Here is a 24,522-nt window from a genome sequence, read left to right as displayed (position 1 = left end):
CGCAGCACAACAAAAGCGCCGCCCGCCTCATTGCAGAGGCGGGCGGCGCTTTTGTGCAGGTCCTAAAGACGGCCCGGGACCGCACGAACGGTCCTGCCGGGCAGCGTTCGTGCGGGGCAGGACCGTCCGTGCAGGCCGTGTTACTTAACGGCGCCCGTGTAAACCACCGACGGCGCGGCCGGGGTTTCCATGCCCTCGCCGATGAAGAAGCTCGGGTGCGGCGGCTGGTTGTAGGCCACGTTCTCGCGGGCCACCGCGGTGCGGTAGACGGTGTCGTGCATCAGGGTGCGGAGCCGGACCTCGGTGGGTGAGGTGCTGGTGTAGATCCGCAGCTCAGTGCTGTCCGACGACGGGAAGGCAAGTTCCTCGCGCCAGTCACCGAGCAGATCCGCCTGCAGGGACGGGTTGCCCTTGGTGTGGTTGTTGGTGCGTGCGCCGGTGACAGTCAGGAGCCTGTCGCTGGACTCCGTTTCCCAGTTCCACTTCGAGATCGTGGGCACGCCCACGCCGGCGGCAGCGTCGAAGTCGTGGTCGACGATCTCGCGGAGCAGGTCGCCGTCCCACCAGGCCAGGAAGTTGGCGGCGGGGATGCTCTCGGCAATCAGCTCGCCCTTGGCGGACATCAGCTGGCCCCGCGGGGAGTTCCAGGAGGCGTCGCCGCCTACTGCCCAGCCCTCAGCGCCGGCGTAGCGGGGATCGATGTCGCCGGCGGCACCGCGGCCGGTGTCCCGGATGGCGGGGATGCTCCAGAGCACCTCACCGGTGGCGGCGTCGCGGAAGGTGGCGCCACGGTTGCCGCTCTGGCTCATGCTCTCATGGACGGCGAAGACCTCCAGCCCTGGGCGGGAAGGATCAAAATCGCTGGTGTGCATCGCATCGCCGTGGCCCAGCTTGGTGTTGTAGAGGACAGAGCCGTCGTCGTCGATGGTCATGGAGCCGAAGACAAACTCGTCCTTGCCGTCCTGGTCCACGTCAGCGACCGAGAGGTTGTGGTTGCCCTGGCCCTTGTATTCGGCGCCGGCGATGTCCGAGTCGAAGGTCCAGCGCTTCACCAGCTTGCCGTCCACCAGGTCATAGGTAACCAGGACGGTGCGGGTGTAGTAGCCGCGGCTGAACATCATGGACGGCTTTTCGCCGTCGAGGTAGGCGACGCCGGCCAGGAAACGGTCCACACGGTTGCCGTAGCCGTCTCCCCAGGCTGAGACGTTGCCGCGCGGCGGATCGTAGGCCACCGTGTCCATGATCGTGCCGGTTGCTCCGTTGAACACTGTGAGGAACTCCGGACCGGACAGGACATAACCGGCGCTGTTCCGGTAGTCCGCTGCGGGGTCGCCGATCACGGTTCCGGCCCCGTCCCTGGTGCCGTCCGCCGTCTTCATGGACACCTCGGCCTTGCCGTCGCCGTCGAAATCATACGCCAGGAGCTGGGTGTAGTGGGCGCCGGCGCGGATGTTGTGGCCCAGGTCGATGCGCCACAGCTTGGTGCCATCCATCTTGTAGGCGTCCACGTAGACGTTCCCGGTAAATCCGGACTTGGAGTTGTCCTGCGCGTTGGAAGGGTTCCAGAGCTGGATGATCTCGTAGCTGCCGTCCCCGTCCAGGTCCGCGACGCTGGAGTCGTTGGCCGCGTAGGTGTAAGGCTTTCCGTCCTTGCTGACGCCGTCGGCGGGCTTGTCCAGCTTGATGGACAGGTAGTTCTGGGCCAGCGGCGTGAATTCCGCGCTGAGCTTGTCCTGACCGTTGCCGTTGCCCACGGTCTTGATGACGTACGTGGAGGCCGCGGTTCCGGCCGGATCAACGAACGTGGTGGTGTTGCGGATGGGCTCTTCGGTGAGCTGGACGCCGTCGCGGATCACGTGGAAGCCCACGCTGTCCTGGTCCAGGCCCAGCATGCGCCAGCCCAGCGTGACGCCCTGGTCCGTAAGCACGGCGACAGGTGCCCGGTCCAGGTTCTCCACCTGGCGCTTCAGCTCTGCCTTGCCGGACTGCCCGGGTGCGGTGCTGGGGTTGGCCTGCGCGAGCGGTACGCCGGTGAACGCCAGCGCAGCGGCGGTAAGGGAAGCAGCCGCCGCCAAGGGGGCGGCTTTCCAGGCGCGGCCGGACCGCAAACCTGGACGGAGCGTGGGGGAACATTTCGAGGAACAAGCCAAAAGAACATCTCCTTTGATGCGGCGGCAGCTGAGTCTGCCGCACGCCAGTTTGGAACGTTTCACTACACCTGACAGGCCGCCCACCACGAAGCAGGGGTGAGGTTTAGGATGCGGCGGAAAGCGTTTTCTGCCCTTAACTTCTATCAGCGCTTTACAAGTCTGGTCAAGGGCTTGACGGGACTATATGGGAGATATTGTTCCGTTGCGTTCAGTTCGCGCCAGCGTGGCCGCGGGGGCGGCCGGTTGCCGCCTGCAGGAGCGGGAGCGTCCTGGCGGGCATAACCTCCACCAGGGACACACAACAACCGGCGCCCAGTCCTAGTCCCAGGCCGGGACCAGGACTGCTTCATACTGGGTTGGCGGTGGCTGCTGTCCGAACTTGGCGTTGACCGCGGCGAGCGTGTCCCCGAACCTGGCCACCGTCGTCGGGATATTGAAGTGCTTGCTGGTGATGACGTCCTTAACCCTGAAGGAAGAGAAGTTCTCGGACAGTTTGAGGCGGCTGACCTGGTTAGCCATGTTCTGGACCGCCCATACAGTGCGGTCCTTGACCAGGATGCCATCGACGAACTGCAGGTCCGGCCCCTTGATCCTGCTGCTCTTTCCCGTGTCCGGATCCACGGCATAAAGGGCCTGGTTCTGTGTGTGGGCCACAATCAGGACGTCGTCATCGTCGGCTGCTGCGATGCCGTTGAATCCGAACTGGCCGGGTTGCAGCGGTTTGCCCGCCTCACCGCCCACTTTCAGTGTCTCTACATCTGCTGCTCCTCCCAGCTCGCCCTGCCTGCTCACGGGGACGAAATAGAGCTCGGGAGCGGCCGAATTGGTGAACCAGGCGCCGTCGCTGCTGAGGGTGACGTCGTTGATGAAGCCGGGGGCCAGGTCGTATTCCTTGACCTGCTTGCGGGTGTCAGTGTTGTACACGTACGCCTTGCCCGTGGTACCACCTGCCACAAACAGCAGGTCGTTGCGGGTATCCGCCTTCATGCCCACGGCCATCCGGCCTTCCGGCACGTCGATGAACCGCTTGGCCTTTCCATCACGGATGTCGCCGCGGAAGATGTCGCCGGTAAGCAGTTCTCCGGCGTAGAAGGTTGTTCCCCCGCCCGCCGCGATGCCTTCGGCGGAAGTGGCTCCGCGGAGGACGATGACATCGTCCTTGGAAGGAGTGGATGCGCCTGCCGGCACTGCCGTGGGCAGCAGTAAGGCCAGAAGTGCGATAAATCCACCAACGGCACGGCGTCGTACTGTTTTGCGCATAATAGTTCCTGGAATTGGGCTGATGCGCGGGGCCCAATCTGCGGCAGCTCCGCACGATGGTGGTCCCATTTTAAGCTGCCCCATGAAGGCCCCGCCAGAGCGTGGTGCCCCCTTCACAGTGGAGGGGGCAGCGCCGGAAACCGGCGTACAGTTCAGGATTCTGCTTACAATCGAAACCTCAATCAACTACTGAGGGATCCATGAAGAAATTCGCCACAGCCCTGATCGCCGCCGGCCTCGTTGCCTCCGCAACAGCCTGCACCGCCTCGAACCAGCTCACCACCGCGGAAACCTGCGAGCGGATCCAGTCCGTTGTGTCGAACCCGGCCAACAACGCCGGCAAGACCGGCATGAACCGCCTGGCCAACCAGATCCGGCCCATCCATGCCGTTGCCTCGGACGACCTCAAGGGTGCGCTTGAGTCGATCATCGAATACACGGATGAACAGGCGAAAGAGACTCCGGACGAGGACAAGCTCGCCGAACTGACGGCAGACTACGAGGAAGCCGGCAGCACATACAGCCAGTTCTGCAGCTGATTCCTGCTGCAGACGGGTGATGTGCCAGCGGACCCGGCTACTTGAGGGTGGCCGGGTCCGTGTTCGCCCCGCACAGTATGACCGCCACCCGTTCGCCCACGCCCTGCGTGTAGGCGCCGGAAGTAAGCGCGGCATAGGCCGCGGCCGCGCCGTGTTCCACGACCATCCGGTAGCCGTCCCACAGCTTCGTACGCGCTTCGATGATGTCGGCGTCGGAGACCAGGACGCTTTCGACGCCGGCGCGGACCGCCACGGCGAAGCCGATGTCGCCGGCGCGGCGGGCCCCAAGGGAGTCCGCCGCAATTCCCGCCACCGGGACGTCCACCGGTTGTCCGGTTACCAGCGCGGTGTTCAGCGTGGGAGCCGATTCCGGCTCCACGGCCACCACCTTGGCCCTGCCCTCCACGGCCGCGGCGATTCCTGCCATCAGGCCGCCTCCTCCCACTGCAACCAGCACGGTGTCCACCCCGCCCACCTGGTCGAGAAGTTCCAGTCCCACGGTTCCGGCGCCGGCGGCAATTTCGGGCTGGTCATAGGCGTGGCAATAGACGGCACCGGTTTCCCGGGCATGCCCGACGGCCGCCTGGTAGGCATCCGCGTACTCGGCGCCGCCCTGCACAACGGTTGCTCCGATGGCTTTCAGCTTGCGGACTTTCACGTCAGGGGCGGCGGCAGGGACAAACACTGTTGCGGGTATGCCAAGCTGTGCGGCCGCATAGGCATTGGCCAGGCCGGCGTTGCCTCCGGAGGCAACCACGACTCCGATCTCCGGTTTCAGCTCACCGCGTTCCTTGGCGGCGAGGACGCGGTTCAGTGCGCCCCGGACCTTGAAGGTTCCCGTGTGCTGCATGAATTCGCATTTGAACCACACCGGGCCGGGAAAGTCTCCGGGGTCGCCTTCCAGGACAGGCGTCAGCCGGGTGAGGCCGGCGGTCCTTCGTGCTGCCTGTTCCACGTCGGCGCGGGTAATCATCGGTGTATCAGACCTCGTCGTCCCAGGTTCCCGGTTCCTGCAGGGCATCCTCCGGTTTGTCTTTCTGGGACGGGTCGCCGCTGCCGGAGTAGGACGCGGGGACGGTCCCGGCGGCGTGGCCCTGCTGCTCCTCGCGGATATTGCTGGCACCCGGCAGTTCCGGATGCTGGCCGCTCTGGGGGGCCTGCTTGGGCTCCTTGGCTTCGTCCGGATCACCGGGCCCCCGAAGGTCTGCGGCGTTCTGCGGCTCGTCATTGCTAGCAGTCATGGTTCTGCCTTTCGCTCGGGAACTGCGGCGTTCGGCCGGGGTTGTCCCCGCACCGCACTCCAGCCTACGGGCTGGCGCTGCCGGCAGCAGGAAGCGCCAGCCCTGGTTTTTCCGCAGCCCGGGCCATGAGTCGCCGGCCTGGACCTGTGAATTGGGACTCAGCCGGGACTTCCACGGCACACCCTGCGTTAAACCCCATGGCGGAAGGAGGCCACTTGCTTATTGTCCTGACCGGAATCGACGGTTCCGGGAAGTCCACGGCCGCCCAGGCCCTGGTGTCCGCCATCCGTGCCGACGGCGGCACAGCCACGCTGCTGAACAACCACGCGGGCCGGCGCAGCATGTCGGTCCTGGGCACCAGGCTGGGCATCCGTCTGCCGCCCCGCGTTGCCGATGCCCTGGAGACCACGTTCCGGGTGTGGAACCTGCTGGTGAACCACCTGCGGGCCAACCGGGCTGACGGCCTGGTGGTGATGGACCGGCACCTGTACTGCCAGCTGGCCCTGCGCGCCACGAAGGGGCTGCCGCGCGGCCACCTGCTTCCCTGGCTGCTCGGTGCACTCCCTGCCCCTGACGCCGTGGTGCACCTGGACGTGGACCCGGCCGTTGCGCATCGGCGCATCGCCGCCCGCGGCACGGATGCCGAGACGCTGGAGGACCTGATTGCTTTCGCCCGCGCCTACCGCGAACTGCCCGAGTACGGGAGCTTCGAAAAAGTGGATGCCTCGGTCTCCAGTCCGGAGTTGGCGCGCCGCCTGGCCGAAGTGGTGCGCGGTCTGGGACGGACCCCTGTAGAGGGACGCCACCCGGCCTCCACGTAAGCGGGCGCAGGCTGTAATACACGGAAGGCGGGTGGACCCAAGGTCCACCCGCCTTCCCCAAGACGTGCAGTTACTAGCTCGAGGCAGTCGGCGAAGGCGAGGACATTTCGCTTTCCTCTGGCTCGCTCTCCGTCTCGGACGGCGAGGCCGACCCGCTCGGTGACGACGTGCTCGTGGAACCGGACGTGCTGGTGGACGTCGGGCTGGACGTGGCGCTGCCGCCGTCGGCCTTCTCCAGCACCTCATTGATGAGGTCCTCAAGTTCCTTCTGGTCCGGATCGCCCAGGTTGGCGCCACTCTTGGTGGCAACAACCAGCAGCGTGCCCTCGGCAGCGGAGACCTGCATCAGCTTCTGCTGGTTCTCGCCGCTGCGCGAGCTGAGGGTGGCGAAGGTCTTTTCAGCGTCGGTGTCCGCCTGGACCTCCTCGCTGGTCACCTCGTAGGTCTGCCCCAGTGCCTGGACCGAGAAGTTGGCGCACTGGTCCATCTTGCCGCTGATCTCATCCAGGACCTCGACGGCGTCCGGCCCCTCGCTGCCGGATTGTGCGGACAGCGTCCGCGGCTGGTCGCCTTCGGAGAGCGCGACGGCGATCTCGCCGCTTTCCACGGTGTCCAGCAGTCCCGCTGTGGCGATGTCCTTGCAGTCTTCAGGGTCAATGGTCGCGGTGCTCAGGAGCAGGTTGGCGATGTTGCCTCCCTGGTCCACTTGCTCCTTGGAGTACAGCATGAGCTCGTTGCCGTCGTCGTCCGTCATACCGGAGATCAACTCGCGGAGCTCGTCCTCGCTGTACACCTTTGCCTCCGCCGTTGGTGAGGGTGTTTCCGAGGCCGAGGGGCTCGCAGCTTCTCCGCCACCGCCCGTGCAGCCCGCAAGGGCCAACATTGCTGCCGTCATCAATCCAAGCGCTGGTACTTTTCGCATGGGTACAACCCCTTTAGAGATAGGAAGCATACTTAGTGTTTATCAGCTTAAGGGGTTTGGCCGCCGCCGGACATAACGGGGCTGTAACTTTCAAGGGCTCCCCGTCACACCGCAACGCTTGGATCAGGCACCCGGCTGGTCCGCCTCCGCTGGACCCGGATGCCGGCAGGCCCCGCTTGCCTCCGATGCCGAGCCGGTTGCCTAAGGGCGGCAGCGGGCCGGGAATGGAAAGACCTTCCGGGACCCTTGCTGTGGAATAATCCGAGGAGTGGTCCTTACCGGACCGCTCCAGGACTAGGAGGGGCCACATTGTCCGTCACACCAAGGAGCACCGCCGAGGCGGCGGGCACGGCCATCAACAACTCCCAGATCCCCAAGCACGAACAGCTGCGGACAATCATCCTCAAGCTCGCCAGGGAAGAGCTGGAGCCGGGCGCCAGGCTTCCCAGCGAGCGGACCCTCATGGATTCCTACGGTGTCAGCCGAATCACGGTGCGTGCCGCGATCGGACGCCTGGTCAACGAGGGGCACCTGGTCCGGGTTCCGGCCAAAGGCACGTTCGTGGCGGATTCCCCCGTGCAGTCCACACTGCACCTCGCCTCTTTCACCCAGGAAATGGAGGCGATGGGCCACGTCCCCAGCACCGTGGTGCTGGTGGCGGAAGCCGCTGCCGTTCCGGAGGACACCGCGGAAGCGCTAGGCCTGGCACCGGGGTCCGAGGCCATCCACCTGAGGCGCCTCCGGCTGGCGGACGGGCGCCCGGTCAGCGTCGATGACGCCTGGTACAACCCGGAGCACGCCCCCGGCCTCCTGGACATCGACCTGACGGGTTCGGTCTACAAAGCGCTGGCGGCGCAGTTTGGCCACCAGATTGACCGGGCCCGGCAAAGCGTCCGGTCCGAGGGCGCCCCCGCCGATGTGGGGGCGCTCCTCGGAACCGGAACGGGTGCACCGGTGCTGGCCTTCGACCGGGTGTCCTATTCAGGCCCGCTTGCCATCGAGCACTCACGCTCCTGGTACCGCTCGGACCGCTACTCCCTCACCATGGAAGTGCGGCTTTAGCAGGCTTGCCCGGTCAGCGCTTTAATCCAGTGAAACTTCAGACCAGTGAAAACAGTGCGGCGCCGGCGGTCACTGCACCGGTTTCCATGAGCGTTGCCGTATCCGGCTTGGTGTCGAGCACGACGACGGGACTCACCATCGAGTAACCGGCAGCCAGGGCGGCGGTGGGGTCCACGTGCATCACGGGCTCGCCGGCGCCAACGGTGTCGCCCTGGGCAACCAGCAGCTTGAAGCCTTCGCCTTTGAGCTTGACCGTATCGATGCCAACGTGGGTGAGCACTCCCCGCCCGGCTGACTCCACCACAACAAAGGCGTGCGGCAGGAGCTTGACCACTTTCCCGGCGACGGGGGACACGACGTCGAACGCCTCGCCTGGCGGCGGCTCAACCGCCGCGCCCGAACCCACCATTTGGCCTGCGAAGACCGGGTCCGGGACGTCGGATAGAGGAACCACGGTGCCGCTGATGGGCGCATGGACAACCAGCGTCTCCGGCATCAGAGCAGGTCCTCGATGTCTTCGGCCAGGTTGTCCGCCTCCGGCCCCACAATGACCTGGACTGCCGTGCCGGCTGCAAGGACGCCGTGGGCTCCGGCGGCTTTCAGGGCTGCTTCGTTGACCAGCGACCCATCCTTGACCTCGGTGCGGAGGCGCGTAATGCAGGCCTCGACCTCCACGATGTTGGCGGCTCCGCCCAGGCCCTCAATGATCTTTTCTGCTTTGGACATGGCTGCCCTTTCTGACGGTGCCCCGGGGAGCACTGCTTCAGCACCAGGACCGGCGGCCCGGGTGCGACCAATTATGTGCCCGTTCATCCGAACTGTCAGCGCCCCGCCTGGTAGATCTTTTCCCTTGACAGGCGCTCGTGGGATGAATCACACTGAACTGGTCATAACCAGACAGTACCGGCTGGAACCCTTTCTTCACAAGCCCCCACCCGATCCCGCAGAGGTGTAACCATGTCAACGTCCGAGACCGCCGCCCTGGCTCCCGAGAAGAAGCCGAACAGGGCCTTCGCCACCCTCCAGCGGCTGGGCCGGTGCCTGATGCTGCCCATAGCCGTCCTCCCTGCAGCCGGCATCCTGCTGCGCATCGGGCAGGGCGACCTGCTGGGCGCCATCCCCGGCTTCGAAGGCGGCGCCGCCGTCATCTCCGCCGCAGGCAATGCTGTGTTCACCTGGCTGCCGCTCATCTTCGCCGTCGGCATCGCCATCGGCTGGGCCAAGAAGTCCGACGGTTCCACCGCGCTGGCGGCCGTGGTGGGGTACATGGTGATCGATGGCGTCTTCAAGGCCATGTCCCCGCTGGTCCTGGCCGGGCAGGTTGACCCTGCCGGCAAGCCCGCCATGATCAACTACGGAGTCCTGGCCGGCATTGTGGTGGGCCTGCTGTCGGCCATGCTGTGGCAGCGGTTCTACCGCACCAAGCTGCCGGACTTCCTGGGCTTCTTCAGCGGCCGCCGCCTGGTGCCCATCCTGACGTCCGTCACCAGCCTGGCAGCCGGCGTCGTCCTTGCCCTGTTCTACCCGCTCTTCAACGCCGGCCTCTCGGCAGTAGGTGAAGCCGTAGCCGGCAACGCCGTGGTTGGTGGCGGCGTCTATGGTTTCGCCAACCGCATGCTCATCCCGGCCGGCCTGCACCACATCCTTAACTCCGCCGTCTGGTTCCTCATCGGCGACTACACCGACGCGTCCGGCCAGCTGGTCCGCGGCGACCTCAACCGCTTCTTCGCCGGCGACCCCAGCGCAGGCATCTTTATGACCGGATTCTTCCCCATCATGATGTTCGGCCTGCCGGCAGCAGCCCTTGCCATCTGGCGCCACGCCAAGCCTTCGCAGAAGAAGATCGTGGGCGGCATCATGCTCTCCACCGCCCTCACCGCGTTCTTCACCGGCATCACCGAACCGCTTGAGTACTCCTTCATGTTCGTCGCCTTCCCGCTCTACATCGTCCACGCAGTCCTCACCGGAACCTCCATGGCCCTGGTCAACGCGCTGGACATCCACCATGGATTCACGTTCTCCGCCGGGCTGATCGACTTCGTCCTCAACTTCGGTAAATCGGAGAACGGCTGGCTGCTCATCCCCATCGGACTGGGCTACGCCGTGATCTACTACTTCCTCTTCTCCATCGTCATCAAACGCTGGAACCTGCGGACGCCGGGCCGTGAGGACGACGAGGTCACCGTGGAGACAGACGCCGCCAAGTAGCGGCGTTCTCCTCCCGCTCACCCCGCCGCCGCGGCCGCACCAGCACCAGCACCAGCAACCGAAAGCAGTTTCACCGCATGGAAATCATCATCCTTCCCACCCCTGCCGACGTGGCCCGCACGGCCGCGGACGCCATCGAGGAGCATGTCCGCCGTGGCCCGTCCGTCCTGGGCCTCGCTACCGGGTCAACCCCGCTGGGCACCTACCAGGAGCTCATCGAACGGCACCGGACCGGCGGCCTGAGCTTCGCCCAGGCGCAGGCTTTTCTCCTCGACGAGTATGTGGGCCTGCCGAGTGCTCACCCGCAGTCCTACCACTCGGTGATCCGGGACGAGTTCACGGCCAGCGTGGATTTCGGTAGTGACGCGGTGCATGGCCTGGACGGCATGGCTGAGGACCCGCAGGCCGAGGCAGAGCAGTACGAGGCGCGGATTGCAGCTGCGGGAGGGGTGGATGTCCAGATCCTGGGCATCGGCACGGACGGGCATGTGGGTTTCAACGAACCCATGTCCTCGCTCGGCTCGCGCACCCGGATCAAGACCCTCACCCGCCAGACGCGGCAGGACAACGCCCGCTTTTTCGACCACGCGGACGACGTCCCGGACCACGTACTGACTCAGGGTCTTGGCACCATCCGGGAGGCCCGGCACCTGCTGCTGCTCGCCATGGGCGAGGCGAAGGCGGAAGCCATTGCGGCCGCCGTCGAGGGCCCGGTCGCCGCTATCTGCCCGGCGTCCGCGCTCCAGCTGCATCCGCACGTCTCTGTCCTGGTGGACGAGGCCGCGGCCTCACGGCTGGCCCACCGGGACTACTACACGGACACGTTCGGGCGGAAGCCGGCGTGGCAGGGACTCTGAGCACGGGCCAGGGCGCGCCGGCTGCTGCTGCTGCCAGCAGGGTGCAGCTGGAGCTTGCCGTGGAAAACGCCGACGGCGTGCGGCTGGCTGCCGCCGTTGGCGCGGTCCGGGTGGAGCTCTGCGCAGCCCTCGCCGAAACGGAGGGCATCACGCCAAGCATCGGCATGACGGAACAGGCCTGCCGCGTTGGGCTGCCCGTCCACGTCCTGGTGCGGCCGCGGCCGGGCAACTTCGCCTACTCGAGTGATGAGCTCGACGTCATCGAGCGCGACGTGGCTGCCGCGCTGGCCGCCGGTGCCGCGGGCGTCGTGGTGGGAGTTCTCGCGCCCGACGGCGGGCCGGACGTTCCTGCCCTCCGCCGGATTGTTGCAGCGGCAGGCCGGTCCAACCCGGCTGCGGAAATCACGTTCCACCGGGCGTTCGATGCTGCCCTCGCGGCTGGCATCGACCCTGCTGACGCGCTGGCCCGGCTCCAGCAGGCAGGCGTGGACCGCGTCCTGACCAGCGGGGGCAGCCCGGACTGCGCCGCCGGCCTGGTTATGCTGGGCCGTCTGGTGGAGCTGGGACGCACATACGCTCCGACGGTCCAGATCATGGCCGGCGGAGGAGTGACGCTTGGACTGGTACCGTCGCTGCTCGGCATCGGCGTCCACGCCGTGCACACCTCGGCCCGGCAACGTCTGGGTGGCGGTTCCGGTACGGACCGGGTAGAAAACGCCGATCCTGCCCTGGCAGCCCAACTGGGGGCAGCACTGACAACCGGAGGCCTGGAACCATGAGCGCTACTTTGATACTTCGCGGCCGCATCGTCACCGGAAGCATGGACGTCCCCGATGGTGCAGTAGCGATCGACGGCGGCGTGATCACCTACGCTGGTCCGGCGTCGGACTTTCCCGGCGACCCCGGGCCCACGGACCATGCGCGCATCATCCTGCCCGGACTGGTGGACCTGCATTGCCATGGCGCGCTGGGTTCGGATTTCTCTGAAGGTTCCGCCGAGGGCGCCCGGTCAGCGGCACAGTATCTGCACAGCCGCGGCACCACCACGCTGCTCGCAAGCCTCGTCACGGGGTTACCGAAACACTTGGTCCGGAACCTCAAGGCGCTGAAGACGCTGGCGGATGACGGGCTGATCGCTGGTTCCCATCTTGAAGGTCCGTTCCTCGCATCGGGACAGTGCGGCGCCCACGATCCCACGCTGCTGCTCGAACCCGACGCCGGGCTTGTGGCCGACCTGTTTGAGGCGGCCGGTTCCTCGCTGGTTTCCATGACGCTCGCAGCCGAGCTTCCGGGCGCCACGGCCCTGGTGGACATGCTCACTGCGCGCGGGGTCATTCCATCCTTGGGCCACACTGCTGCGGACCACGGCACCGCGGCTTCCCTCCTGGAGCAGGCTGCCGCTGGGCTGGCCGGGCCGGGGAACTGCACTGGAAGGATCCGCCCAACCGTCACGCACCTGTTCAACGCGATGCCCAGCTTGCACCACCGCTCCCCCGGCCCGGTAGCAGCCAGCATCAGCGCCGCCCACTCCGGCGATGCCGTGGTGGAGCTGATTGCCGACGGCGTCCACCTGGCCCCGGAGACGGTCAAGATGGTGTTCGAGCTGGTGGGGGCGGAGAACATCGCACTGGTCACTGACTCGATGGCCGCAACCGGCCTGCAGGATGGCGAGTACCGGCTGGGTACGCTGGCCGTCACCGTTGACCGTGGCGTCGCGCGTGTGGACAGTACTGGGGCAATCGCCGGCGGCACCGCAACCTTGCTGGACGTGGTGCGGTCCACGGTGGCGGCGGGTGTGCCCCTGCAGGATGCGGTCCACGCGGCAACGGCCGTTCCTGCCTCCGTGCTGGGACTGCCCGCGAAGGTAGGTGACCTCCGCGTCGGCATGCGCGCCGACGTCGTAGTTGTTGACAGGGACCTGTTGCTTGCCGGAGTCGTGCGCCGGGGCGAGTGGGTCAGGCCGCTGGGTTAGCGCTGTTCGGCTGCCTGACCGTTGAATGTCAGACCCCACTGCCAAGATGGGTTTATGGAAAGCACGACGGCGGTGGTGGAGGCGGAGGCAGCGGTCGACGCTTCTGTGGCTGCTTTTACGGCGGTGCTCGCGGGCGGCGGTGCGGCTGTTTCCGGTACTGGTACCGCTGAGCCTGTCACTGGCGCGTGTGCTGGCGCTGGTGATGATCCGTTGCAGCGGATTGCTGACGGGGCGTTGGAAGTTCTTGCAGGGCTGGCACGGTCCGAGGCGAAGCTGGCGGCATTGAAGGCGCAGGCGGTTCAGGTGTTCGCTGCCGCCACGAGTGTGCTGAACGGTCCGGCGTCCTCGCCGCATGAGGCTACGGCGCAGGACCGGAGCCTGGTGGCCGAGGTCGGGTGTGCACTGGTGATCGGTGATCGTGCCGCCGGTGCCCTGTTGGCCGAGTCCCACGCACTGACCACCACTCTGCCCCGGACGCTCGCAGCTTTGCAGGGCGGTTCGATCTCCTGGGCGCATGCCCGGGGGATGGTGGACGAGGCAGTCACCCTCGATCCGGCAGGCGCCGCCGCCATGGAGGCCCACTTCCTCGATCCCGACACCCCCAGGCCTGCCACCGCGGCCGCGATCGGGGAGATGCCCGCCTATCGGTTCCGGCACAAGGCCCGCATCTGGCGGGAACGCCACCACCCTGAATCGATCGAGAAGCGCCATGCCAAGGGCCTGGCGGACCGGAGGGTGGAGTACAGGCCGGACCAGGACGGCATGGCCTGGCTTTCGGCCTACCTCCCCGCCCACCGGGCAATGGCGGGCTGGAACCGGCTCAACGCCGTCGCCCGGGGCATACAGGGACCCGACGAACTCCGCACCCTCACCCAAATCCGGGCCGACCAATTCGCCGCAGCCATCCTCACCAACGGCACCAATACCAGCAGCAGTCGCGGTAATGGAGACAGTTCCAGCCTCCGTGCAGGCAACACCGCCCGCAACGGCGGCGCCAATAACGGCGACGGCGACCGGGCCAGTAACTGCAACGGCGACGGTGACGGGTTGGGTACCAACGACGGGGCAGGTGCAGGGACGGATCTTGCCGGGCTGTCGTCGGCGGTCCGGGCGCAGGTGCTCGTCATGGTCCCGGTAGTCGCGCTGATGGGAGTAACGGACGAGCCCGCCATGCTGGACGGGTACGGGCCGATCCCGGCGTCCATGGCGAGGGACCTGGTCGCGAACGGGGCGGATTCGTTCCACCGGGTCCTTGTCGATCCGCGGGACGGGGCGCCGCTGGAGATCGGGCGGACCAGCTACCGGGTCACCAAAGCCATGCGGAACTGGCTGCGGCTGCGGGACGGCAAATGCCCCTTCCCCGGCTGCAACAACCCGTCGTTGGATAACGAGGCAGACCACCTCCTGGCCTGGCAGCACGGCGGAACCACCGGCATCAGCAACCTCGGACACCCCTGCCCGAAGCACCACAAACTCAGACACACCACCGGCTGGACACCAACACCAGCCACCACAAACGAACCACCCGGCTGGACCTCACCCACCGGCCGGCACTACAAAAGCGAACATCAGGACTGGGAACCACCCCACTGGCCCGAATCTGTCCTGTCCGCCATGCCGGCGCCGTTGAATCCGGAGGAGCATCACAACGGGCAAGTTCCCGGCGTGCTGCCTTATCCGCCAATGGCCGTCGCCCAGGCCTGCCCTGCCGCAGACCTCCTGCACCTGGAACCTCCACCGGAGGAACCTGAAGATGACAACCTCATAGACCTGGACGACATACCAGCGGACGACCCCTTATGGGACGACTTCTACGCCCTGCCGCCCGTCCTGCCAAAGGACCCCATAAGTGACTGGGACGCAATAACGGACTGGGACCCGGCACTGACCTAGCCGGCACCAAACGCCCACAGACACGGGCAGCCCGGCGCACGTGGGTCGCCAGCCCCGAGCCGGAAAGACAGCCCAAGTACGCCGGACGAACGAATCAGCGAGCGCCTACTCAGCCCCGGGCAGGCAGACTTCCACGAGGCCGCCGCTTACCCGCGTCTCGAAGAGCGGCTGCTTCGCGGTCGCGGGGCCAGACTGCACTTCCCCCGTGCGCAGCGAGAAGGTGCTTCCATGCCAGGGGCACACCACGCACGGGTCGCCCCCGTCACCAGGGCCGCCGTTCTGGTCGACCGTGTTCAGGAGCCCGCCGCCCTTGACCTTGCCTTCGTGCAGCGGCCCGGAAAGGTGGCTGCAGACGTCGGACAGCACGCTGACGGACTCCCCCTCCCGGTAGGCAAGCAGCGGAATCTCGGCCACAACAACCTTGTGGAGCTTCCCGTCGGGCAGCTCGGACAGCGGCGCCAGCGGCTGCCATCCGCTCGGGAAGCGGTGCGGGATCTCCTCACTGTGATTCACGCCCGCCGCCTGCCGGTACGTGAGATGGCCGCCCAGGAACCCGCCCGCACCCACAACGGCCAGGCCGAGGTAGGCAAGCACCTTGCCTCCGCCCCGGCTGCCCCGGGCCCGGGCAACCAGCGAGGCAGCGTAGAGGCCCGTGGCCGTGATGTTGGCAGCGGCATGGACCAGCCCCACCCGCTGCTGCTGGGGGTGCAGTTGCGTCCAGTCGGTAAAGCCAGCCACCGCGGAGGGCACGGCGGCTCCGGTGCCCACACCGATCAGGAGCGCTGAGGCCTTGTCGTTACCAGGCAGGGCGTCCAGCACGGCCGCGGAGATCCACGCACCCATGGGCACCTGGACCGCCAGCGGATGCACGGGGTGTCCAATGGGAACGCCATGCAGGACGTCGCGTGCCCACTTGGGGCGGATGGCCCGCTTCACCACTTTTCGGACCTTCTTGGAAACGGGGTCCAGCCACTCCGCATCTTCCAGGCGGGTAACAAGTTCCAGTGCAGGCAGCGGTTTCATGTGTCTCCCTTACCCCTTTGCTCCATGTCCAGTCGATGCCGGGAAGCTTACTTGCCGGAGCAGGCGCAGCACAGGGCCCCATGGGTTAGAACCCTGCAAGCGCAGACAGCTACCGGCGCGAAAACCTAACGAAGCGGGGAACCCAGCACCGTGAACTGGTTGCCGCCCATTTCACCGGTGAGCAGTGGCATGGCTTCCTCAATCGCCGCCTGCACACTCTCCAGCCCCAGGGAAGCCCGGTGCGCCTCCGGCGATTCCCACAGTTCACAGACGAACACGGTGTCCGGCACGGCGTCGTTCACGCCCACCTCGTACAGCAGGCAGCCGGCCTCCTTCAGCCCGGCCATGGGCCGGACCAGGATTGAGAGGACGGCATCGCGCTGGCCGGGCTTGGTTTCGAGGCTTCCCACATTCGCAAAGGTCATAGAAACAGTGTGCAATACAAGGGCGACAAAGGGCGGAGGCTACCGCACCGCCGGCGCCGACGTCCCCAGCGGCGACGTTTCGACGGCGGTCCCCGCCGCCACGCTGCCAGGCACCCTGGTTCCGGCCGGCTCCAAGGCCGCATCCGTCGTCGTGGTTTCCCCTGCAAAGGCGCGGAGCATGGCGGCGCGGTCGAACTGGCCTTCCCACTTGGCCACCACGAAGGTGGCAACGCAGTTGCCCAGCAGGTTCACCACCACGCGCATGGAGTCCATCAGCCGGTCCGCGCCCAGGAGGAGGGCAACGCCCGCCACCGGGAAGATTCCCAAAGCACCCGCCGTGGCGGACAGGGCCAGGAACGCTGATCCGGGCACACCGGCCATGCCCTTGGACGTCAGCATGAGGATGCCCAGCGCGGCCAGTTGCTGGCCGAGGTCCAGGTTGTAGCCGAAGGCCTGCGCCAGGAACAGGAGGGAAATGGAGAGGTACAGCGCGGCGCCGTCGAGGTTGAAGGAATACCCGGTGGGGACCACCAGGCCGGTGGTGGCGCGGGAGCAACCGGCGTTGGTCAGCTTGGTCATGATGCGCGGCAGCACGGATTCGGTGGAGGCTGTGCCCAAAGCGAGTAGGAATTCCTCGCGGGTGTACTTCATGAACTGCCACAGCGGCACCCGCGGATAAACCCACGCCACCACAAACAGCAGTCCGATGAACACAATCGCCGCGCCGTAGCAGGCCGCGATCAACAGGGCATACGTGCTCAGGGAGCTGAGGCCGTACTGGCCGATGATGAATGCCATGGCACCGAAAGCACCCACCGGCGCCACCCGCATGACCCAGCCCATGATCTTAAAGAACAGCTCCAGCACGGTCTCCATCAGCGTGACGACTGGCATGCAGCGTTCACGGCCGACGACGACGATCGCCGCGCCGAAGAAGACGGCGAAGCACAACACCTGAAGCAGGCTGTTGCTGGCAAAAGCTCCCACCACGCTGGTGGGAATGATGCCCAGGATGAAGGCGCCAGCGTCCTTCGGCGGCGCGGTGGCGGTTTTGGCGTTGAGGGCGTCCTGGGAGAGCGACGCCGGATCGATGTTCAGTCCCGCGCCAGGCTGGACCACGTTCCCCACCACCAGGCCAAAGACCAGGGCAAACAGCGTGGCCGCCGTGAAGTAGATCAACGCCTTGACGCCGGTGCGGCCCACGGCCTTGACGTCACTGACCGCGGCGATGCCCGTGACGATCACCAGGAAGATCAACGGAGCGATGATCATCTTGATCAGCTGGATGAAGCCGTCACCCAGGGGGCGAAGCCCTGCGCCGATGTCCGGCCAGAGGTGTCCGATGAGGATGCCGGCCACAACGGCCACCAGGATCTGGAAGAAAAGGGACTTGTAGAGCGGCTTCCTGGAAGCGGGAGGTGCTGCCGTGGGCGCGGTGACATTCATGCCGTTGCCTGTTCGCTGGAGGACAGCGGCACATAGGATGCCGCAGGGTCACGAGCAACGTTAGGGACCGCATGTTTCCGGAAAGATAAATCCATAATGCGGAACTATTAAGCCTGCGGGCGCCTGCCGGGAGGAATTTGGGGTGCCCCGGTCCCCGCGGCTCAGTCCGCAGCCGGCAGTGCCGCGGACTGGACCACCACCGCGCCGCTGGACGTGGTGTCCTCGTTCAGCATCCAGCCCACCCGTTTAACCGTCCGCAGCATCACCACGCTTTCCACCAGGTGTATGCCGGGGACCTTTTGCTGGAGGGAAAGTTCGGCGGTCATAACGTCCGCAAGGGACTGCAGCCACATGATGATCACGAAGTTGGTGGGCCCGGTGGTGGAGGCGCTCAGTCGAACATTCTTAATGGTCCGGATGGCGGCAGCCGCTTCCTCATGCTGTCCCGCGGGAACATTGGCGAACCACTGGCATGTCACGGGGTAGGAGGAAAAGGCTTGCGCAATTTCACAGCGGAACAGCAGGACGCCGCTGGCCAGCACCCGGTTCAGCTGCCGCTGCACCGTTGCCGGACGACGCCCCAATTCCCGAGCTATCTGGGCCGCGGTTGCCCTTCCGTCGCGGGCCAGGAACGGCAACAGGTCCAGGTGGCTTTGCGGCAACTGCCCGGCTTCCGCATGGCGGGCGTCCGGGCCGCTTTGGCGCCCGAGCGTCCGAAGCAATGCCAGCTGATGCTTGTCCAGGATATTCAGCCGCCACTCGTCGGCGCTGGTGTGAAGCCGCGTGCACAGGGCCGCCTGGTACTTGATCAGCCCCTCGATGCTCTTCAACTGGGCCACCACCGAGGCACTGAACTCCTCCAGCGACCTGGTGACCACGGTCAGCATAAGGTCCCGGTTGCTTGCCGCTTCTTCCACGGTAATGATCCCGGGGATGCCGGCCAATTGCGCTGTCACGCTGTCCCGCAGGTTCATGTCGCAGTCCACCGCCACGAAGGCCAGGAGCATCTGCTGTGGATCCCCCGCGAGGTGAGCCGTCACCCACGCTGCCCCGCTTGAGGTCAGCCGTTCCCAGCGGGCAGCAAGGGTGGTGGCGTGCACGCCCAGCACCTTGGAGGCGTCCGCCCAGCCGAGCCGGGGATACGTCTGCAGCACCTGGATGAGGGCCAGGTCTTCCTCACTGAGTTCCATCAGGTCCACCTCCTCATGCACGAATCCTGCAGATGTCCGGTACAGGAAGGATATTTCCAGCGCTTTCTCTGGATGTGAGTTGCGCCACTCCAGAATAGTCCACAGACCACGAAAGCTAAGCCCAGGAGCCGCACAGTGCCCGTAATTGAAGACGCCAAGGAACTGCATGGGGACCTCATCCGTCTCCGCCATGACCTCCACCGGCACCCGGAAATCGGGCTGCACCTCCCGCGGACCCAGGAGAAAGTCCTCGAGGCCCTCGACGGGCTTCCTTTCGAGATCACCCTGGGCAAGGAAACCTCCTCCGTCACCGCAGTGCTTCGCGGGGGCAAGGCCGCGGCAGGCAGCACGGGCGCCCAGCGGCCCGCGGTTCTCCTCCGCGCCGACATGGACGGCCTTCCCGTCCAGGAGAAGACGGGCGTGGAGTTCTCTTCCCAGGCCGACGGCGCCATGCACGCCTGCGGCCACGACCTGCACACCTCGATGCTCACCGGAGCCGCCACCCTCCTTGCCGAGAAGCAGCACCTGCTGCAGGGCGACGTCGTCCTGATGTTCCAGCCCGGCGAAGAGGGATGCGACGGTGCCAGCTACATGATCCGCGAAGGCGTCCTGGATTCCGCCGGAACCCGCGTGCAGGCGGCTTACGGGATGCATGTGTTTTCCTCGCTCGAGCCCCACGGCACGTTCTGCACGAAGCCCGGCGTGATGCTTAGCGCCTCGGACGGGCTGGAGGTCACGGTGCTGGGTGCGGGCGGCCACGGCTCAGCCCCGCACGCTGCGAAGGATCCCGTCACAGTGGCTGCCGAGATGGTCACCGCCCTGCAGGTCATGGTGACCCGGCAGTTCAACATGTTCGATCCGGTGGTGCTCTCGGTGGGTGTGCTGCACGCCGGCACCAAACGGAACATCATCCCCGAGACTGCCCGCATCGAGGCGACGGTCCGAACCTTCTCGGAAAGCTCCCGGCTCAGGATGATGGAGGCCGTGCCGCGCCTGCTCCAGGGAATAGCGGCCGCGCACGGGGTGGAGGTCCACGTGGACTACCAGGAGGAATACCCCCTCACCATCACCAACGAGGACGAAACGCACACGGCGGAGAAGGTCATTGCGGGACTTTTCGGCGAGCGCCGCCTTTCCCGCTGGGCCACTCCCCTGAGCGGTTCGGAAGACTTTTCCCGGGTACTCGCCGAGGTGCCCGGCACGTTCGTCGGCCTCAGCGCCGTCGCCCCGGGCGGCGATCCGGCCGCCTCACCGTTCAACCACTCCCCTTATGCAACGTTCGACGACGGCGTGCTGGCTGATGGAGCTGCGCTCTACACCGAACTGGCCACCTCGCGCCTTGCCGCCCTGGCGGCGGCGGCCTGACCCGCCGTCGCCCTTCCCATCCCCATCCTCTTCACCACGAACCTGAGGAAGTAACCATGTCCATTGCAGTAACCAAGCAGCAGACTGGACGCGTGTCCACCACCAAGACCATCGTCGGAACCGGCATCGGCAATGCCGTCGAATGGTACGACTGGGCCATTTACGCCACGTTCACGCCTTTCATTGCCAGCCAGCTCTTCAGCAAGGCCGACCCGGCGTCGGCGGTACTGTCCACGCTGGCGATCTTCGCCGTCGGCTTTGTGGCACGGCCCTTCGGCGGCTTCCTCTTCGGCTGGATCGGCGACAGGGTGGGCCGCAAGACCTCGATGACCCTCGCCGTCGGACTCGCTTCGCTGGGCAGCCTGATGATCGGCATCGCTCCGACCTTCGCGAGCATTGGCGCCTGGGCGTCCCTGATGCTGCTGGTGGCACGGCTCATCCAGGGCCTGGCGCACGGCGGCGAGCTGCCGTCGTCGCAGACCTACCTGTCCGAGATGGCACCCAAGGAGCACCGCGGCTTCTGGGCCACCCTGATCTACACCTCCGGAACCGTGGGCATCCTGTTCGGCACACTGCTGGGCGCCGTCCTTAACATGACCCTGACGGCGGAGGCCATGAACGCCTGGGGCTGGCGCATCCCGTTCCTGCTGGGCGCAGCCATGGGGCTGTACGCGCTGATCATGCGGTCACGGCTGCACGAGACCGAAGCGTTCGAGGGCGAATCGCTGGCCGAAAAGCGCGCACCGCTCTGGCCGCAGATTGTCCGCCACCGCAAGCAGGCGCTGCAGGTCATCGGCCTGACGGTTGGACTGACAGTCATTTACTACGTCTGGGGAGTCGTGGCGCCCAGCTACGCCACCACCGCACTGAAGATCGACCGCGGCGAAGCACTCTGGGCAGCCGTCATCGCCAACATCGTCTTCATCGCCGCCCTTCCCTTCCGGGGGAAACTGTCCGACCGCATCGGACGCAAGAAGGTGCTGTGGTCCGGCGCCATCGGGTCTGCAGTGATGCACTTCCCCATGACCTGGCTGCTCAAGGATTCAGCCTGGCAGCTGGCCGTGGGTATGTCCGTCATGCTGGTCTTCATTGCTGCGAGCGCCGCCATTGTGCCGGCCGTCTACGCAGAGCTGTTCCCCACGTCCATCCGCACCGTCGGCGTGGGTGTGCCGTACTCCATCTGCGTGGCAGTGTTCGGCGGCACCGCACCGTACCTGCAGCAGTGGCTCGGAACCACCATGGGCGTGCCGCAGCTGTTCAACATCTACGCAGTGGCGCTCCTGGCCGTGAGCGCGGCGTTCGTGTTCACCATTCCCGAGACCAAGGGCAAGGACCTGACGCACTAGGGGCAGGCTTGAAACGCAACCAAAAAGGGTAGACGCGGCCCTAGCGCGTGCCGAAGCGCAGGTGCACGATTTAAGTACCGGATCACAAACATTCAATGAGGCCGGATATGCGCCCCCACTAGCAGGGCGTGCAGTTTGAAAAGGGGACGGGCAGGCTGCGGCCGCCGCTGACCAACCGCGATGCTCAGTCAGGCGCTGGCTTACCTGCCCCACATGGGGAATCGCGCCCTAACACAATTGGTGAATCGCATCCTTTTCAGGAGCACAAATGTCCATCACTCCATCAACAGGAATCCGCTCAACCCGAGCAAGGATCGCCCTGGTTCCGCTCCTCTCCCTGGGCCTGCTCGGCGGTTCCGTGGCATTCGCCGGCCCGGTCCAGGCACATGACGACCGGCGTGACGACCGGCACGGGTGTACCGTCAAACCGCTGGACCCCAAGGACCTCCGCGGCAACAAGGTCGACTTCAGGATCAAGGCCGATTGCGACGGCAAGAAGACCGTCCATATCCGCCAACTCCGCTACGAGGACGAGAAGGGCCCGCGGCGCACGGACGACTTCCTCGGCAGCTCCCACTTCTACGAGGAATTCGACAAGAAGGACGACGCCAGGATCATCCACAGCGTTGACAAAGTCCGCAACCTGGACAAGAGGGGCGCCGAAGAGGTGTACCACATGGTGTCTTACCGGGTGAAGAAGGACAACGGACACTGGTCCGACTGGTCCGACTGGAAGAAGAGCGACGTGGTTGAAGTTACGAGAGGCCGCTGACAGGGCGGGACTTTCCGTAGACAGAAACATAAGAGAGCCAGGGGCCACCGCCCCTGGCTCTCTGTCGTGTGCGGCCTGGACCACGTTGCGTGGGCCAATGCGCCCCTTGACTCCCCCACCCCTCATTCCCTACACTTTTCATAAAGCAGAATCTAAATTCCACAAAGCGGAAAGTTTGAGAACTCGAAGCAAGGGAAGATGGATCAAAGCCCTCCTTGGAAGGACCTACGATGACGTACACAGTGAACTGCTCCATCCTCCTCACGGAGCTGCCCCTGCTCGAGCGCCCCGCCGCAGCCAAGGCAGCCGGCTTTGACGCTGTGGAGTTCTGGTGGCCGTTTGAAAGCTCCGTTCCGTCCGACGCCCAGGTCACCGAATTCGAGAACGCCATCAAGGACGCAGGGGTGCAGCTCACCGGCCTGAACTTCAACGCCGGCAACATGCCCGGCGGCGACCGCGGCCTGGTCTCCTGGAAGGGACGCTGCTCCGAGTTCAAGGACAACATCGACGTTGTGGCCGGCATCGGCGAGCGCCTGGGCTGCAAGGCCTTCAACGCCCTCTACGGCAACCGGCAGGAGGAGTTCACTCCCGAGGAGCAGGACGAACTGGCGGTCAAGAACCTCGCCGCAGCAGCAGAAGGCGTCGCCCGGATCGGCGGGACCGTCCTCCTCGAACCGGTCAGCGGAGCACCCAAATACCCGCTCCTCACCGCCGACGACGCACTCAAGGTCATCGCCCGGGTGAAGGCGGAGGCCGGCGTCGGCAACATCAAGCTCCTCGCCGACTTCTACCACCTGTCAGTCAACGGCGACGACGTCGAGTCCGTCATCGAAAACCACGCCAAGGACTTCGGCCACATCCAGATCGCGGATAACCCCGGCCGCGGCGCCCCCGGCACCGGCACCCTTCCCCTCGGCGAGTGGATCGCCCGCAGCCGTGAACTCGGTTACGAGGGCTACATCGGCCTCGAGTACAAGGAACCGCAGGAAACGGCCTTCAGCTGGGCCATCCGCGAACACGCCGCCAAGTAATCCCCGCCCGCCCAACTAGGTAGCAGCAGATGTCGTTTACGGCCCCCAAAACAACATCTACTGCGACCTAGTTGGAATCCTGCCGCACCATCACAGACTTCCAGAAAAGAGAACCATCATGAGCAACGTTGCAGTTATCGGACTCGGAATCATGGGCCTGCCCATGGCCATCAACCTGGTCAAGGCCGGCCACACCGTCACCGGCTTCAACCGCAGCCAGGACAAGATCGACAAGCTCGTCTCCGAAGGCGGCAAGGGTGCCACCAGCATCGCTGACGCCGTCAAGGATGCCGACGTCGTCATCACCATGGTGCCGGACTCCCCCGATGTCGAGGGTGTTGTCAGCGGCAAGGACGGCGTCTTCGCCAACGCCAAACAGGGCACCCTGTGGATCGACGCCTCCAGCATCCGCCCCGACGTCGCCAAGCGCCTCTCCGACGACGCCCGCGAAGCCGGCATCCGCCCGCTCGACGCTCCCGTCTCCGGCGGCGAACAGGGCGCCATCGACGCCGTCCTCTCCATCATGGTGGGCGGCGACAAGGCAGACTTCGACGCAGCATCGGACGTCCTGAACGCCGTCGGCAAGACCATCGTCCACGTGGGCCCCTCCGGCTCCGGCCAGACGGTCAAGGCAGCCAACCAGCTCATCGTCGCCGTCAACATCGAGGTCCTCGGCGAGGCCATCGCCTTCCTCGAGGCTTACGGAGTGGACACCGACGCCGCCCTCAAGGTCCTCGGCGGCGGCCTCGCCGGCTCCAAAGTCCTGGACCAGAAGGGCCAGAAAATGCTCGACCGCAATTTCGACCCCGGCTTCCGCCTGGCCCTGCACCATAAGGACCTGGGCATCGTCACCTCCGCCGCCCGCGAAGCCAACGTCGCCGTCCCCCTCGGCGCCGTCGTCGCCCAGCTCGTCGCCGCCACCGTCAACCAGGGCGACGGCGCACTGGACCACTCAGGACTCTTCAAGCAGGTCCTCCAGCTCAGCGGCCGGAAGTAATC

The 24,522-nt window shown here is 65.9% G+C and carries 24 protein-coding genes; 13 read left to right on the top strand and 11 right to left on the bottom strand.

Translation table 11 applies throughout. From position 1 onward, the window contains the following. Positions 1-140 precede the first annotated feature (140 nt). Together AC6CHP_RS08540 and AC6CHP_RS08535 are read right to left on the bottom strand one after the other, a co-directional pair. Positions 141-2,150 carry a rhamnogalacturonan lyase gene (locus AC6CHP_RS08540; RefSeq protein ID WP_498229159.1) on the bottom strand — a complete coding sequence of 670 codons (2,010 nt, stop codon included), beginning with the start codon at positions 2,148-2,150 and terminating at the stop codon, positions 141-143. 318 nt (positions 2,151-2,468) lie between these two features. After that, positions 2,469-3,410, bottom strand: a complete 942-nt coding sequence (locus tag AC6CHP_RS08535; RefSeq protein WP_498229157.1) for an NHL repeat-containing protein — start codon at positions 3,408-3,410, stop codon at positions 2,469-2,471. Positions 3,411-3,610: 200 nt separating this feature from the next. Here AC6CHP_RS08535 and AC6CHP_RS08530 point away from each other — a divergent pair, with 200 nt between their 5' ends. After that, positions 3,611-3,949 carry a hypothetical protein gene (locus tag AC6CHP_RS08530; protein WP_188731375.1) on the top strand — a complete coding sequence of 113 codons (339 nt, stop codon included), beginning with the start codon at positions 3,611-3,613 and terminating at the stop codon, positions 3,947-3,949. Between the two features lie 37 nt (positions 3,950-3,986). On the opposite strand, the gene AC6CHP_RS08525 is transcribed toward AC6CHP_RS08530, so the two are convergent. Together AC6CHP_RS08525 and AC6CHP_RS08520 are read right to left on the bottom strand one after the other, a co-directional pair. Continuing rightward, positions 3,987-4,922, bottom strand: coding sequence for a threonine/serine dehydratase (locus AC6CHP_RS08525; RefSeq protein ID WP_498229155.1), 936 nt, complete (start codon positions 4,920-4,922; stop codon positions 3,987-3,989). 7 nt (positions 4,923-4,929) lie between these two features. Further along, positions 4,930-5,190: a hypothetical protein gene (locus AC6CHP_RS08520; RefSeq protein WP_104186413.1), complete on the bottom strand. Its 261-nt coding sequence runs from the start codon at positions 5,188-5,190 to the stop codon at positions 4,930-4,932. A 215-nt stretch (positions 5,191-5,405) separates the two neighbouring features. Between AC6CHP_RS08520 and AC6CHP_RS08515 the strand changes: the two genes are divergently transcribed. Then, a complete protein-coding gene (locus AC6CHP_RS08515) occupies positions 5,406-6,011 on the top strand; it encodes an AAA family ATPase (protein ID WP_498229153.1) in 606 nt (201 codons plus the stop codon). Between the two features lie 73 nt (positions 6,012-6,084). Here AC6CHP_RS08515 and AC6CHP_RS08510 read toward each other — a convergent pair whose 3' ends face one another. Beyond that, a complete protein-coding gene (locus AC6CHP_RS08510; protein ID WP_229675398.1) occupies positions 6,085-6,906 on the bottom strand; it encodes a hypothetical protein in 822 nt (273 codons plus the stop codon). Positions 6,907-7,242: 336 nt separating this feature from the next. On the opposite strand from AC6CHP_RS08510, the gene AC6CHP_RS08505 reads away from it, so the two are divergent. Then, entirely contained in the window at positions 7,243-7,995 is a 753-nt protein-coding gene (locus AC6CHP_RS08505; RefSeq protein ID WP_498229151.1) for a GntR family transcriptional regulator, read from the top strand. Between the two features lie 37 nt (positions 7,996-8,032). Here the strand turns inward: AC6CHP_RS08505 and AC6CHP_RS08500 are convergent, their stop codons facing one another. Further along, positions 8,033-8,491: a PTS sugar transporter subunit IIA gene (locus AC6CHP_RS08500; RefSeq protein WP_498229149.1), complete on the bottom strand. Its 459-nt coding sequence runs from the start codon at positions 8,489-8,491 to the stop codon at positions 8,033-8,035. After that, the gene (locus tag AC6CHP_RS08495; RefSeq protein WP_013602544.1) at positions 8,491-8,721 is read right to left on the bottom strand and encodes a PTS sugar transporter subunit IIB; all 231 of its coding nucleotides are present in this window, start codon (positions 8,719-8,721) and stop codon (positions 8,491-8,493) included. Before AC6CHP_RS08495 ends, AC6CHP_RS08500 begins: the two co-directional genes overlap by 1 nt. 231 nt (positions 8,722-8,952) lie before the next feature. Here AC6CHP_RS08495 and AC6CHP_RS08490 point away from each other — a divergent pair, with 231 nt between their 5' ends. The 5 genes from AC6CHP_RS08490 (at position 8,953) to AC6CHP_RS08470 (ending at position 14,925) form a co-directional block, all read left to right on the top strand. Further along, a complete protein-coding gene (locus tag AC6CHP_RS08490) occupies positions 8,953-10,203 on the top strand; it encodes a PTS transporter subunit EIIC (RefSeq protein ID WP_188731366.1) in 1,251 nt (416 codons plus the stop codon). 77 nt (positions 10,204-10,280) lie between these two features. After that, a complete protein-coding gene (gene nagB, locus AC6CHP_RS08485) occupies positions 10,281-11,060 on the top strand; it encodes a glucosamine-6-phosphate deaminase (protein ID WP_498229146.1) in 780 nt (259 codons plus the stop codon). Further along, positions 11,045-11,839, top strand: coding sequence for a copper homeostasis protein CutC (locus tag AC6CHP_RS08480; protein WP_498229144.1), 795 nt, complete (start codon positions 11,045-11,047; stop codon positions 11,837-11,839). Before nagB ends, AC6CHP_RS08480 begins: the two co-directional genes overlap by 16 nt. Continuing rightward, the gene (locus AC6CHP_RS08475) at positions 11,836-13,032 is read left to right on the top strand and encodes an N-acetylglucosamine-6-phosphate deacetylase (RefSeq protein ID WP_498229142.1); all 1,197 of its coding nucleotides are present in this window, start codon (positions 11,836-11,838) and stop codon (positions 13,030-13,032) included. Before AC6CHP_RS08480 ends, AC6CHP_RS08475 begins: the two co-directional genes overlap by 4 nt. A 54-nt stretch (positions 13,033-13,086) precedes the next feature. Next, complete coding sequence (locus AC6CHP_RS08470; RefSeq protein WP_498229140.1) at positions 13,087-14,925, top strand: HNH endonuclease signature motif containing protein; 1,839 nt, start codon at positions 13,087-13,089, stop codon at positions 14,923-14,925. Between the two features lie 105 nt (positions 14,926-15,030). Here AC6CHP_RS08470 and AC6CHP_RS08465 read toward each other — a convergent pair whose 3' ends face one another. From AC6CHP_RS08465 to AC6CHP_RS08450, 4 genes are all read right to left on the bottom strand, one after another. Continuing rightward, on the bottom strand, positions 15,031-15,948 hold the full coding sequence (locus tag AC6CHP_RS08465; protein ID WP_498229138.1) for a Rieske (2Fe-2S) protein: 918 nt from the start codon (positions 15,946-15,948) through the stop codon (positions 15,031-15,033). A 125-nt stretch (positions 15,949-16,073) separates the two neighbouring features. Then, positions 16,074-16,373, bottom strand: coding sequence for a putative quinol monooxygenase (locus AC6CHP_RS08460; RefSeq protein WP_066279483.1), 300 nt, complete (start codon positions 16,371-16,373; stop codon positions 16,074-16,076). Between the two features lie 39 nt (positions 16,374-16,412). Continuing rightward, positions 16,413-17,819: a cation:dicarboxylate symporter family transporter gene (locus tag AC6CHP_RS08455; protein WP_498229136.1), complete on the bottom strand. Its 1,407-nt coding sequence runs from the start codon at positions 17,817-17,819 to the stop codon at positions 16,413-16,415. A 161-nt stretch (positions 17,820-17,980) separates the two neighbouring features. Then, positions 17,981-19,009, bottom strand: a complete 1,029-nt coding sequence (locus tag AC6CHP_RS08450; RefSeq protein ID WP_377192721.1) for an Lrp/AsnC family transcriptional regulator — start codon at positions 19,007-19,009, stop codon at positions 17,981-17,983. 135 nt (positions 19,010-19,144) lie between these two features. Between AC6CHP_RS08450 and AC6CHP_RS08445 the strand changes: the two genes are divergently transcribed. The 5 genes from AC6CHP_RS08445 (at position 19,145) to AC6CHP_RS08425 (ending at position 24,520) form a co-directional block, all read left to right on the top strand. Continuing rightward, complete coding sequence (locus AC6CHP_RS08445; RefSeq protein ID WP_498229134.1) at positions 19,145-20,374, top strand: M20 metallopeptidase family protein; 1,230 nt, start codon at positions 19,145-19,147, stop codon at positions 20,372-20,374. A gap of 56 nt (positions 20,375-20,430) precedes the next feature. After that, on the top strand, positions 20,431-21,720 hold the full coding sequence (locus AC6CHP_RS08440) for an MFS transporter (protein ID WP_498229132.1): 1,290 nt from the start codon (positions 20,431-20,433) through the stop codon (positions 21,718-21,720). Between the two features lie 268 nt (positions 21,721-21,988). Next, on the top strand, positions 21,989-22,492 hold the full coding sequence (locus AC6CHP_RS08435; protein ID WP_188731342.1) for a hypothetical protein: 504 nt from the start codon (positions 21,989-21,991) through the stop codon (positions 22,490-22,492). A 230-nt stretch (positions 22,493-22,722) separates the two neighbouring features. Beyond that, positions 22,723-23,523 carry a hydroxypyruvate isomerase family protein gene (locus AC6CHP_RS08430; protein ID WP_427115991.1) on the top strand — a complete coding sequence of 267 codons (801 nt, stop codon included), beginning with the start codon at positions 22,723-22,725 and terminating at the stop codon, positions 23,521-23,523. A 118-nt stretch (positions 23,524-23,641) separates the two neighbouring features. Continuing rightward, on the top strand, positions 23,642-24,520 hold the full coding sequence (locus AC6CHP_RS08425; protein ID WP_498229130.1) for a 2-hydroxy-3-oxopropionate reductase: 879 nt from the start codon (positions 23,642-23,644) through the stop codon (positions 24,518-24,520). The last annotated feature ends 2 nt before the right edge of the window (positions 24,521-24,522 follow it).

Source organism: Pseudarthrobacter sp. GQ63 (assembly GCF_059758765.1).
Note: the sequence above shows the minus strand (reverse complement) of the source record. Positions and strands in the feature narration are given on the sequence as shown.

What these genes read in the sequence shown, in the direction of transcription:
- nagB (WP_498229146.1), top strand. Translation starts at nt 10,281, where the DNA reads ATGGAAATCATCATCCTTCCCACCCCTGCCGACGTGGCCCGCACGGCC.
- AC6CHP_RS08475 (WP_498229142.1), top strand. Translation starts at nt 11,836, where the DNA reads ATGAGCGCTACTTTGATACTTCGCGGCCGCATCGTCACCGGAAGCATG.
- AC6CHP_RS08520 (WP_104186413.1), bottom strand. Translation starts at nt 5,190, where the DNA reads ATGACTGCTAGCAATGACGAGCCGCAGAACGCCGCAGACCTTCGGGGG.
- AC6CHP_RS08530 (WP_188731375.1), top strand. Translation starts at nt 3,611, where the DNA reads ATGAAGAAATTCGCCACAGCCCTGATCGCCGCCGGCCTCGTTGCCTCC.
- AC6CHP_RS08510 (WP_229675398.1), bottom strand. Translation starts at nt 6,906, where the DNA reads ATGACGGCAGCAATGTTGGCCCTTGCGGGCTGCACGGGCGGTGGCGGA.
- AC6CHP_RS08440 (WP_498229132.1), top strand. Translation starts at nt 20,431, where the DNA reads ATGTCCATTGCAGTAACCAAGCAGCAGACTGGACGCGTGTCCACCACC.
- AC6CHP_RS08465 (WP_498229138.1), bottom strand. Translation starts at nt 15,948, where the DNA reads ATGAAACCGCTGCCTGCACTGGAACTTGTTACCCGCCTGGAAGATGCG.
- AC6CHP_RS08490 (WP_188731366.1), top strand. Translation starts at nt 8,953, where the DNA reads ATGTCAACGTCCGAGACCGCCGCCCTGGCTCCCGAGAAGAAGCCGAAC.
- AC6CHP_RS08430 (WP_427115991.1), top strand. Translation starts at nt 22,723, where the DNA reads ATGACGTACACAGTGAACTGCTCCATCCTCCTCACGGAGCTGCCCCTG.
- AC6CHP_RS08435 (WP_188731342.1), top strand. Translation starts at nt 21,989, where the DNA reads ATGTCCATCACTCCATCAACAGGAATCCGCTCAACCCGAGCAAGGATC.
- AC6CHP_RS08495 (WP_013602544.1), bottom strand. Translation starts at nt 8,721, where the DNA reads ATGTCCAAAGCAGAAAAGATCATTGAGGGCCTGGGCGGAGCCGCCAAC.
- AC6CHP_RS08455 (WP_498229136.1), bottom strand. Translation starts at nt 17,819, where the DNA reads ATGAATGTCACCGCGCCCACGGCAGCACCTCCCGCTTCCAGGAAGCCG.
- AC6CHP_RS08450 (WP_377192721.1), bottom strand. Translation starts at nt 19,009, where the DNA reads ATGGAACTCAGTGAGGAAGACCTGGCCCTCATCCAGGTGCTGCAGACG.
- AC6CHP_RS08460 (WP_066279483.1), bottom strand. Translation starts at nt 16,373, where the DNA reads ATGACCTTTGCGAATGTGGGAAGCCTCGAAACCAAGCCCGGCCAGCGC.
- AC6CHP_RS08470 (WP_498229140.1), top strand. Translation starts at nt 13,087, where the DNA reads ATGGAAAGCACGACGGCGGTGGTGGAGGCGGAGGCAGCGGTCGACGCT.
- AC6CHP_RS08425 (WP_498229130.1), top strand. Translation starts at nt 23,642, where the DNA reads ATGAGCAACGTTGCAGTTATCGGACTCGGAATCATGGGCCTGCCCATG.
- AC6CHP_RS08535 (WP_498229157.1), bottom strand. Translation starts at nt 3,410, where the DNA reads ATGCGCAAAACAGTACGACGCCGTGCCGTTGGTGGATTTATCGCACTT.
- AC6CHP_RS08525 (WP_498229155.1), bottom strand. Translation starts at nt 4,922, where the DNA reads ATGATTACCCGCGCCGACGTGGAACAGGCAGCACGAAGGACCGCCGGC.
- AC6CHP_RS08500 (WP_498229149.1), bottom strand. Translation starts at nt 8,491, where the DNA reads ATGCCGGAGACGCTGGTTGTCCATGCGCCCATCAGCGGCACCGTGGTT.